General features: G+C 72.0%; 2 protein-coding genes. Both read right to left on the bottom strand.

Features of this window, described 5'->3' with window-relative positions:
- Positions 1 to 41: 41 nt before the first annotated feature.
- Positions 42 to 8,168, bottom strand: coding sequence for a type I polyketide synthase (locus IG54_RS41655; protein ID WP_051820359.1), 8,127 nt, complete (start codon positions 8,166 to 8,168; stop codon positions 42 to 44).
- Positions 8,165 to 11,822: type I polyketide synthase (locus IG54_RS41650; protein ID WP_037898319.1), on the bottom strand; the 3,658-nt coding region annotated here is incomplete at its 5' end. The genes IG54_RS41655 and IG54_RS41650, both read right to left, overlap by 4 nt.

Here is an 11,822-nt window from a genome sequence, read left to right as displayed (position 1 = left end):
CACATCAGACGTCACAACAGACGTCACATCAGCATCAGACGTCACGAGTCGGCGTTTCCGAGCGCCATACGGATCAGGTGTTCGGTGTCCATCGCGTCGATGTCGTCGATCGCGTCGGATCGGCCGTTGTCCTCGGGCGCGGGGTCCGCGTCACCCAGACCGGCCAGGTCCATCAGGAGATCCAGCACACCGGCCTCGCGGAAGCGGGCCAGCGGGACCGCCGCGAGGGCGGAGCGGATACGCGCCTCCTCGGGGTCGGCGCCGGTGTCGGCGTCCTCGCCGTCCGGCACCAGCTGGGCGCGCAGATATCCGGTGAGCGCGAGCGGCGTCGGATAGTCGAAGACGAGAGTGGCCGGCAGCCGCAGGCCGGTCTCCGCGCCCAGCCGGTTGCGCAGTTCGACCGCGGTCAGCGAGTCGAAGCCCAACTCCTTGAACGCGCGCCCCGGTTCGAGGCCCGCGCCGCCGCTGTGGCCGAGCACCGCCGCGACATGGGTCCGTACGGATTCCAGCAGCAGCGCGTCCTGCTCCGTACCGCTGAGCCCGGCGAGCCGGTCGGCGAGCGTCGCCCCGTGACCGGCGGGCCCGCCGGCCGCCGCCGCGCGCCGGCCGGGACCACGCCGCAGCCCGCGCAGCAGAGCCTCGTCCGAACCGCCCTCCTGGGCGAGCAGCTTGGTGAGATCGAGGCGCACCGGGGCGACCACGGGACGACCGGACTCGCGGGCCACGTCGAACAGCGACATGCCCAGCTCCGAGGAGATCGGCAGCATGCCACCGCGCTCCATGCGCTGTACGTCGGCCGCCGAGAGGTGGCCGGTGATGCCGCTGCGCTGCCCCCAGAAGCCCCACTGGAGCGAGGTGGCCGCGAGGCCCTCCGCGCGCCGGGCCTGCGCCAGGGCGTCGAGGAAGGAGTTGCCCGCGACGTAGTTGGCCTGGCCCGCCTCGCCGAAGAGGCTGGCGGCGGAGGAGAAGAGGACGAAGGCCGACAGGTCCAGGTCCCGGGTCAGCTCGTGGAGGTTGAGCACGGCGTCGATCTTCGGACGCAGCACCCGGCCGAGACGCTCAGGTGTGAGCGAGCCGATCGTGGCGTCGTCGATCACTCCGGCGGTGTGCACGACCGCCGTGAGCGGGTGGTCGACCGGCACGGACTTCACCAGGGAGGCAAGCGCCGAGAAGTCCGTCACGTCGCAGGAGGCGATCTCCACCTGCGCGCCCAGTGCCGTCAGCTCGGCGGCCAGCTCCGGAGCGCCCTCGGCGTCGAGACCGCGCCGGCTGGTCAGGAGGAGACGGCGCACGCCGTGCTCGGTCACCAGGTGCCGCGCGACCAGCGCGCCGAGCGTGCCGGTACCGCCGGTGATCAGCGCGGTGCCCGCCCGGTCCAGTTCGACAGGGGCCGTCGTGGGCACCCCGGCGACGGGAACGCGGGCGAGGCGCCGCGCGGACACCTGGCCTCCCCGGACGGCCAGCTCGGGCTCGCCGGATTCGAGGGCCGCGGCGAGCAGTTCGGGGGTGAGTTCGTCACCGCGTACGTCAAGGAGTACGAACCGGTTCGGGTTCTCGGTCTGCGCCGAGCGGATCAGCCCCCAGACGGCGGCGTTCTCCAGGTCCGGTACGTCCTCGTCGGGCCCGGTGGCGGCCGCCCCCTGCGTCACGAGCACGAGCCGCGAATCGGCGAACCGCTCGTCGGCCAGCCACTCCTGGGCCAGCCCGAGCGCCCCGTACAGCGCGTCGTGCGCGGCCTGGGCCAGCCCCCGCGCATCGCCCTGAACGGCCCCGCCGCTCGACTCAGACGCGTCAGACGTGTCAGGCGTCGCGGGCGTGGACCCCAGGGGTGCGAACACCACCGGCGGTACGGATCCCTCCCGGGACAGCTCGCTCAAGTCCGCGTACCACGCCGCGCCGTCGAACGGCAGCCCCAGCGTGTCGCCCCCGAGCACGGCCCACCCGGCGGCGACGTCGGACGCGGCAGTGCTTGCCGCGCCGAGCGCCAGCGGCGCCCACTCGGAGTGGAACAGCGCCTCATGGAACCCGGTGCGGCCCGCGGAGACCGCCTCGTCCGTCACCGGCTCCAGCCCGAGCGCGGCGATCGTCGCCACGGGCGAACCGGTGCCGTCCGCGATCTGTACGCCGAGGTGCTCGGTGACGCGTACGCGCAACAGGGAAGCGCCCGTCGCGTGGAGCGTGACGCCGCTCCACGTGGTCGGCAGGGAGATCCGGCCGTCCTCGACCGCGCCGGGGGTGTCGAGCGCGTCGAGGTGCAGGGTGTGCAGTGCGGCGTCGAGGAGCGCGGGATGGAGCCCGAAGCCGTCGGTCGCGGTCCCCTCGGGAAGCGCGATCTCGGCGTACGTGTCGGTACCGAGCCGCCAGACATTGCGCAGCCCCTGGAAGACCGGCCCGTATGCGGCGCCGATGTGCGTCAAGTCCTCGTACAGACGGTCGAGTCCGACCTCCGTGGCACCCTCGGGCGGCCATACCGACATCTCGAAGTCGCCATCGGTCGTGCCGTCCGTGAGTACGCCCTCGGCGTGCAGGGTCCACGGGTTGCTCGCGTCGGCGTCGTCGGGCCGCGAGTAGATCACTACCCGTCGGTCACCGCTCGCGTCGGCGGCCTCCACGGTCACGCGTACGGCACTTCCGCCGCGCTGCGGGAGCACGAGCGGGGTCTGGACGGCCAGCTCCGCCAGGTGGCCGCAGCCCGCCTGGTCGCCGGCGTGGATCGCCAGCTCGACGAGGACGGACCCGGGCAGCAACGCCGACCCGAGCACCACGTGGTCCGCCAGCCAGGGGTGTGACTGGAGGGACAGCCGACCGGTGAGGACGGTGGTGTCCGACTCCGGAAGGGCGATGGTGGCGCCGAGCAGCGGGTGCCCGGCGGGCGCCTGGCCGAGCCCGGTGGCATCACCGAGGGGAGCGAGCGCTTCGAGCCAGTAGCGGTCGTGCTGGAAGGCGTAGGTGGGGAGGTCGACGCGGTGCGCGCCGTGCCCTGCGAAGACGCCGTCCCAGTTCAGCTCCTGACCGTGGATGTGGGTGGTGCCGATGGCCTGGGTGAGGGTTTCGGGTTCGGGGCGGTTCTTGCGGAGTACGGGGGTGAAGAGTGCCTCTTCTGTGTCGGTGAGGGTTTGCTGGGCCATGGCGGAGAGGGTTCCGTCGGGGCCCAGCTCGATGAAGGACGTGACGCCCTGCTCGGCCAGGTATGCGATGCCGTCGGCGAAGCGGACGGCTTGGCGGACGTGGCGGACCCAGTAGTCGGGCGAGCCGATGTCCTCGGGGGAGGCGAGTGTGCCGGTGAGGTTGGAGACGACCGGGATGCTCGGAGTGCCGTACGCAAGCCCGGAGGCGACAGCGCTGAACTCGTCCAGCATGGGTTCCATGCGCGGCGAGTGGAAGGCGTGGCTGACGCGGAGCTGGTGGACCTTGCGGCCCTGTTCACGCCAGTGCTCCAGCACCTCCACTACAGCTGCCTCGTCACCGGAAACCACCACGGACGTGGGCCCGTTGATCGCGGCGATAGCGATCTCGGACTCGCGGCCTTCCAGACTCGGGAGGACCTCCGCCTCCGTGGCCTGGATCGCGGCCATGGCACCACCAGCCGGGAGCGCCTGCATGAGACGTCCCCGCGCGGCGACGAGCTTGGTCGCGTCGTCGAGGGTGAAGACACCGGAGACGTGCGCGGCGGCAAGCTCGCCCACCGAGTGTCCGACGAGGAAGTCGGGGGTCAGCCCCCACGCCTCGACGAGCCGGAAGAGTGCGACCTCGATGGCGAAGAGTGCGGCCTGCGTGTAGACGGTCTGGTCGATCAGACCAGCGTCCGTCTCGTCCGTGCCGAAGACGACATCCTTGAGCGAACGCTCCAGCTGCCCATCGAAGTGCGCGCACACTTCATCGAAGGCGGCGGCGAAGACGGGGTACGTGTCATACAGCTCGCGGCCCATTCCGGCCCGCTGGCTTCCCTGCCCAGTGAACAGGAACGCCATCTTGCCGCGCCGCACGCTCCCCGAGGTCACGGCCCCGGACGGCTCGCCCGCAGCCAACGCCTGCACACCCGCAAGGAGTTCATCGACATCAGAGCCGGTGACGACGGCCCGGTGCTCGAACCGAGCCCGCGTCACAGCAAGGGAATACCCCACATCAGCCGCACGCAGCTCAGAGTTCTCCTGCACGAACGAGTACAGCCGCTCGGCCTGGTCCCGCAGCGCGTCCTCCGTCTTACCGGAGAGCACCCACGGCACAACCCCACCAGCAACAGGAGCCTCGAAGCCCCCCTCGTCGACAGCGGCCTCGGAGTCATCGACCGGCGCCTGCTCCAGAATCACATGGGCGTTGGTGCCGCCGATGCCGAAGGACGAGACGCCGGCCCGGCGCGGGCGCCCGGCGTCGGGCCACTCGCGGGCCTCGGTCAGCAGGCGGACGTCGCCCGCCGACCAGTCCACCTCCGGCGACGGCTCGTCGACGTGCAGGGTCTTGGGCAGCAGCCCCTCCCGCATCGCCATGACCATCTTGATGATGCCCGCCACACCCGAAGCCGCCTGGCTGTGGCCGATGTTGGACTTGATGGAGCCGAGCCACAGCGGCTCGGCGCCCTCACGGCCCTGGCCGTACGTGGCCAGCAGCGCCTGCGCTTCGATCGGGTCGCCGAGCCGCGTGCCCGTGCCGTGCGCCTCCACGGCGTCCACCTCGGCGGGCGTCAGCCGCGCGTTGGCGAGGGCCTGGCGGATGACGCGCTGCTGGGACGGGCCGTTCGGGGCGGTGAGGCCGTTCGACGCGCCGTCCTGGTTGACGGCCGTGCCGCGCACCAGCGCGAGGACCGTGTGGCCGTTGCGGCGTGCCTCCGACAGCCGCTCGACGAGCAGCATGCCCACGCCTTCCGCCCAGCCGGTGCCGTCCGCGGCCGCCGCGAAGGCCTTGCAGCGGCCGTCGGGGGCGAGGCCGCGCTGGCGCGAGAAGTCGACGAACGTATCCGGGCTGGCCATGACGGTGACGCCGCCGACCAGTGCCAGCGAGCACTCCCGCTGGCGCAGCGACTGCACGGCCAGGTGCAGGGCGACGAGCGAGGACGAGCACGCCGTGTCCACCGAGACGGCCGGGCCTTCCAGGCCGAGCACGTACGAGACGCGGCCCGAGGCGACGCTGCCCGAGTTGCCGGTGCCGAGGTAGCCCTCGACGCCCTCCGGGGCGGAGTCGCGGCCCGAGTAGTAGTCGGAACTCATGACACCGGCGAACACGCCGGTCTGGCTGCCGCGGATGGACGCCGGGTCGATCCCGGCGCGCTCCAGCGCTTCCCAGGAGGCTTCGAGGAGCAGTCGCTGCTGCGGGTCCATCGCCAGCGCCTCGCGCGGCGAGATCCCGAAGAACGCGGGGTCGAAGTCGCCGGCGCTCTCCAGGAAGCCGCCGACCCGGGCATAGGTGGTGCCGACGCGGTCGGGGTCGGAGTCGAAGAGGGCGTCGAGGTCCCAGCCGCGGTCGGCCGGGAAGTCCGTCAGACCCTCCTCGCCCGCGAGCAGCAGCCGCCACAGTGCCTCGGAGGACGTGGCCCCGCCGGGGTAGCGGCAGGCGACGCCCACGATCGCGATCGGGTCGTCGTCCGTCGCCACGGCGGCCTCGGCCGGCGCGGCGACGGCGAGCGCCGTCCCGGCGTCCTGCCCGAGGATCTCACCGCCGATGTACTCGACGAGCGCGGCGGGCGTCGGGTAGTCGAAGACCAGGGTCGCGGGGAGCCGCAGCCCGGTCTCGCCGCCCAGGCGGTTGCGCAGTTCGACGGCGGTCAGCGAGTCGAAGCCCAACTCCTTGAAAGCGCGCCCCGGTTCGACCGCGTCCGCGCCGCCGTGACCGAGAACGGCGGCCACGTGAGTACGTACGAAGTCCAGCAGCACGCTGTCCTGCTCGCCCCGCGACAGACCGGCCAGGCGCTGCGCCAGACCCGATCCGGCGGCCACGGCCCCGGTCCGGGCCGTGCGCCGCGCGGGAGATCCGACGAGCTTGTGGAGCAGCGCCGGAACGGTACCGCCCTGTGTCCGCAGTGCCGCCAGGTCCAGCGGGATCGGGACGAGCGTCGCCTCCGTGCCGCGGACCGCGGCGTCGAACATCGCGAGCCCCTCCTCCGAGGAGAGCGGCACGGTCCCCGCACGCCTCATGCGCTCGATGTCGGCGGCCGAGAGGTGTCCGGTGATGCCGCTGCGCTGCTCCCAGAAGCCCCAGGCGAGTGAGGTGGCGGGCAGCCCCTGGGCGCGGCGGTGGGAGGCCAGCGCGTCCAGGAAGCTGTTGGCGGCCGAGTAGTTGCCCTGCCCGGCCTCGCCGAACACACCGGCCGCGGAGGAGAAGAGGACGAACGCGGAGAGGCCGAGGTCCTTCGTCAGCTCGTGCAGATGGACGGCGGCGTCCGCCTTGGGACGCAGGACCACATCGAGCCGGTCCGGGGTGAGGGAGTCGATGACCCCGTCGTCGAGAACACCGGCGGTGTGGATGACCGCCGTGAGGGGGTGCTCGGCGGGGACGTCGGCGATGAGGGCCGCGAGGGCCTCGCGGTCCGAGGCGTCGCAGGCGGCGATGGTGACGGTGCTCGCGCCGAGGGCGCTGAGTTCGCCGGCCAGCTCGTCGGCACCCTCGGCGGCACGGCCTCGGCGGCTGGTGAGGACGAGGTGCCGTATGCCGTACTCGGTGACGAGGTGACGGGCGAACAGCGCGCCGAGCGAGCCGGTGCCACCCGTGATCAGGGCCGTGCCCCGGCTGTCGATACCGGCTTCCGGCTCGGTTGCCCGGCTGGCGAAGCGGGCCAGGCGCGGGACGAGGGCCTTGCCGCCGCGTACGGCCACCTGCTCCTCACCCGTGGCGGTGACAGCCGTGAGGAGTTCGGCCCCGGCGGCGTCGGTCGCCTCCAGGTCGATGAGGGCGAACCTCCCCGGGTTCTCCGCCTGCGCCGACCGTACGAGGCCCCAAACGGGCGCGTGCACGAGGTCCTCGACGCCGTCGTCCGCGTCCGTCGCGACCGCGCCCCGGGTCACGAAGACCAGCCGGGAGTCGGCGAACCGGTCTTCCGCGAGCCAGCTCTGGAGCAGCTCCAGCACGCGATGCGCGGTCGCACGGACGGCGCCCGCGACATCCGCCTCGGAAGGACCGGCCGGGGCTGTGGCCGTGAGCGGTACGAACACCACGGCGGGCACGCTGTCCGCCTGGGCCAACTCCGCCAGCTCCGCCGGATCCGCGCCGACGATGGCCGACATGACGCCCGCGCCCGGGGTGGCCGGGGGGAGGGGCAGTTGTGGCCATTGCACGTGGAAGAGGGAGTCGTGGAAGGGGTTGTGGGTGGTGGTGAGTTCGTCGGGGGTGGTGTGGCGCCAGGTGATGGTGTGTGCGGTGAGGACGGGTGTGCCGGTGTTGTCGGTGGCGGTGAGGGTGCCGTTGGTGGTGGAGAGTTTGACGCGCAGGGTGGTGGCGCCGGTGGCGTGGAGGGTGACGTGGTTCCAGGTGGAGGTGGTGCGTGCCTGCTCGTCGGCGGTGAGGGGGAGGGCGTGCAGGGCGGCGTCGAGGAGTGCGGGGTGGAGGCTGAAGCTGTCGGTGGTGGCGGTTTCGGGCAGGGCGACCTCGGCGAAGATGTCGTCTTCGAGTCGCCAGGCGGCGCGCAGGCCCTGGAAGGCGGGTCCGTAGGTGAGTTGGGCGTGTGCGAGGTGTTCGTAGGTGGTGTCGACGTCGATGGCGACGGCGCCCCGCGGCGGCCACACCGACAGATCGAGAGACTCTTCCCCAGCCGCGCCGTCAGCCATGGCGGACAGCACGCCGTCCGCGTTGAGCACCCATGCCTCGTCCGCTTCCGCCTCCTCGGGCCGGGAGAAGATCCGCACCGTGCAGAGCCCGTTCTCGTCGGCCTCCTGCACGGTCACGCGCAGCGCGATACCACCGCGCTGGGGGAGGACCAGCGGGGCCTGGAGCGTCAGGACGTCGATCGTGCCGTGCCCGACCTGGTCACCGGCGTGGATCGCCAGCTCGACCAGCGCCGAGCCCGGCACCACTGCCGTGCCCATGACGGTGTGGTCGGCCAGCCACGGGTGCGACTGGAGGGAGAGCCGGCCGGTGAGGACGGTGGTGTCCGAGTCGGGGAGAGCGATGGTGGCGCCGAGCAGCGGATGCCCGGTGGTGCCGAGCCCGAGACTGGTGGCGTCGCCGGACGAGGCCGTCACTTGCAGCCAGTAGTGCTGGTGCTGGAAGGCGTAGGTGGGCAGGTCGACGCGGCGGGCGCCGTGGCCTGCGAAGACGCCGTCCCAGTCGAGTTCGGCGCCGTGGATGTGGGCGGTGCCGATGGCCTGGGTGAGGGTCTCCGGTTCGGGGCGGTTCTTGCGGAGTACGGGCGTGAAGGCCGCGGTGTCGGTGTCGGTGAGGGTTTGCTGGGCCAGGTGCAGAGGTCCTCGGGGGTGGCGAGTGTGCCGGTGAGGTTGGAGACGACCGCGATGCTCGGAGTCCCGTACGTAAGTCCGGAGGCGATGGTGCGGAACTCCTCCAGCATGGGTTCCATGCGGGGGGAGTGGAAGGCGTGGCTGACGCGGAGCTGGTGGACCTTGCGGCCCTGCTCGCGCCAGTGCTCCAGCACCTCAAGCACCGCTGCCTCGTCGCCGGAAACCACGACGGACGTGGGCCCGTTGATCGCGGCGATGGCGATGTCGGACTCGCGGCCTTCGAGCGTCTCCAGAACTTCAGCTTCAGTGGCCTGGATCGCGGCCATGGCACCACCAGCGGGCAGCGCCTGCATGAGGCGACCGCGTGCGGCGACAAGCTTGGTCGCGTCGTCGAGGGTGAAGACACCAGCCACATGGGCGGCAGCCAGTTCACCCACGGAGTGTCCGACGAGGAAGTCGGGGGTCAGCCCCCACGCCTCGACCAGCCGGAACAGCGCAACCTCGACAGCAAAGAGCGCGGCCTGCGTGTAAACGGTCTGGTCGATCAGACCAGCACCCGCCTCGTCCGAACCGAAGACAACATCCTTCAGCGGACGCTCAAGCAGGCCATCAAAGTGCGCACACACCTCGTCGAAGGCGGCGGCGAACACGGGATACGTGTCATACAGCTCGCGGCCCATCCCGGCCCGCTGGCTGCCCTGCCCCGTGAACAGGAACGCGACGCGCCCGCTGCTCGTACCGCCCGTGGTCACGGACCCGGAGCGTTCACCGGCCGCCAACGCGGCGGTCCCTGCCAGGAGTTCATCCAGGTCAGAGCCGGTGATGACGGCCCGGTGCTCGAACCGGGCCCGGGTGACGGCGAGGGAGTGGCCCACATCGGCCGGACGCAGCTCGGAGTTCTCCCGTACGAACGAGTACAGCCGCTCGGCCTGATCCCGCAGCGCGTCCTCCGTCTTGCCCGACAGGACCCACGGAACGACCCCACCGACGACAGGGGCCTCGGAGCCCGCCTCGGCGGACGCCTCGGACTCATCGACCGGCGCCTGCTCGATGATGGTGTGCGCGTTCGTGCCGCTCAGGCCGAACGACGAGATGCCGGCCCGGCGCGGGTGCCCGGTCTCCGGCCACTCCCGCGCCTCGGTCAGGAGCGACACCGCACCCGTCGACCAGTCGACCTCGGGCGACGGCTGATCCACGTGCAGGGTCCGCGGGAGGACACCCTCCCGTATCGCCATGACCATCTTGATGACACCGGCGACACCGGCTGCCGCCTGAGTGTGGCCGATGTTGGACTTGATGGAGCCGAGCCAGAGCGGTTCGGCGCCCTCGCGGCCCTGGCCGTAGGTGGCCAGCAGGGCCTGGGCCTCGATCGGGTCGCCGAGCCGCGTGCCCGTGCCGTGCGCCTCGACCACGTCCACGTCACCGGGCGTCAGGCCCGCACCCGTGAGGGCCTGGCGGATGACGCGCTGCTGCGAGGGGCCGTTCGGAGCGGTCAGACCGTTGGAGGCGCCGTCCTGGTTGATGGCGGATCCGCGAACCACGGCGAGCACCTGGTGGCCCTTGCGCCGCGCGTCCGACAGCTTTTCGACCAGCAGCATGCCCACGCCCTCGGCCCACGCGGTGCCGTCGGCGGCACCGGCGAACGCCTTGCAGCGGCCGTCGGGGGCGAGGCCGCGCTGGCGCGAGAAGTCCACGAACGTGTCCGGCCCCGCCATCACGGTGACACCGCTGACCAGCGCCAGCGAGCAGTCACCCTGCCGCAGCGACTGCACGGCCAGGTGCAGGGCGACGAGCGAGGACGAGCAGGCGGTGTCCACGGAGACGGCCGGGCCTTCGAGGCCGAGCGCGTACGAGATGCGGCCCGAGGCCACGCTGCCGGACGTGCCGGTGCTGAGGTAGCCCTCCAAGTCCTCGGGGACTGACTGGAGGCCCGGGAAGTAGTCGGTGGCCATCACACCGGCGAAGACACCGGTCTGGCTGCCGCGCACCGAATCGGGGTCGATGCCCGCGCGTTCGAAGGCCTCCCAGGCCGCCTCCAGCATCAGACGCTGCTGGGGGTCCGTGGCGAGCGCCTCGCGCGGCGAGATCCCGAAGAACGCGGGGTCGAAGTCGCCCGCCCTCTCCAGGAACCCACCGACCTGGACGTAGGTCGTGCCCGTCTTCGCCGGATCCGGGTCGTACAGGTTCTCGACGTCCCAGCCGCGGTCCGTCGGGAACGGCGAGAGCCCTTCACGCCCGTCGAGCAGCAGCTGCCACAGCTCCTCCGGGGAGGACACCCCGCCGGGGAAGCGGCAGCTCATGCCCACGATCACGATGGGGTCGTCGTCCGACCCCGGCGTGCCGACCGGAACCAGCTGCGCGTCGGCGCCGGTCGTGCCGCTCGCGTCGGTCCCCGCGGCACCGAGGAGTTCGGTGCGCAGGAAGTCGACGAGTGCGGCGGGCGTCGGGTAGTCGAAGACCAGGGTCGCGGGGAGCCGCAGTCCGGTCTCGCCGCTCAGGCGGTTGCGCAGTTCGACCGCGGTGAGGGAGTCGAAGCCCAGCTCCTTGAAGGCGCGCTTCGGCGCGACGGCGTCCGCGCTGCCGTGGCCCAGAGCGGCCGCGACGTGAGTGCGCACCAGGTCGAGCAGTACGCCGCTCTGCTCACCTTCCGGACGCCCGGCGAGGCGGAGAGCCAGCGATGACGTCTCGGCGCCGGTGCTCTTCCCGCCGGCGACACGGCGGGCGGGAGATCCGGCCAGACCGCGCAGCAGCGCGGGCAGAGCTGTGCCCTGGCCGCGCAGCGCGGCGAGATCGAGCGGCATGGGCACGAGCAGCGCCTCGTCCGACGACGAGATGACGGTGTCGAAGAGGGACATGCCGAGCTGCGAGGAGATCGGCAGCATGCCGGAGCGCTTGATGCGCTCGATGTCGGCGGCCGAGAGGTGCCCGGTGATGCCGCTGCGCTGCTCCCAGAAGCCCCACGCGAGTGAGGTGGCGGGCAGGCCGAGTGCGTGGCGGTGGTGGGCGAGGGCGTCGAGGAAGGTGTTGGCGGCCGCGTAGTTCGCCTGGCCCGCGTCGCCGAAGACACCGGCGGCGGAGGAGAAGAGGACGAAGGCGGAGAGGTTCAGGTCCTTGGTGAGTTCGTGGAGGTTGAGCGCGGCGTCCGCCTTGGGGCGGAGCACGGTGTCGAAACGCTCGGGGGTGAGGGCGTTGATGACACCGTCGTCGAGGACACCGGCCGTGTGGATCACGGCATCGAGGGGACGCTCGGCGGGGACACCGGCGAGGAGGGCCGCGACGGCCTCACGGTCGGCGGCGTCGCAGGCGGCGATCTCCACGGTGTCGGCGCCGAGTTCGGTCAGCTCGGTGGCGAGCTGCGGGGCGCCTTCGGCGTCGAGTCCTCGGCGGCTGGTGAGCAGCAGGTTGCGTACGCCGTGTTCGGTGACGAGATGGCGGGCCACT

Source organism: Streptomyces sp. NRRL S-920, from assembly GCF_000717945.1.
Lineage (GTDB): Bacteria > Actinomycetota > Actinomycetes > Streptomycetales > Streptomycetaceae > Streptomyces > Streptomyces alboniger.
This window is presented reverse-complemented; position numbering and strand designations above follow the sequence as displayed.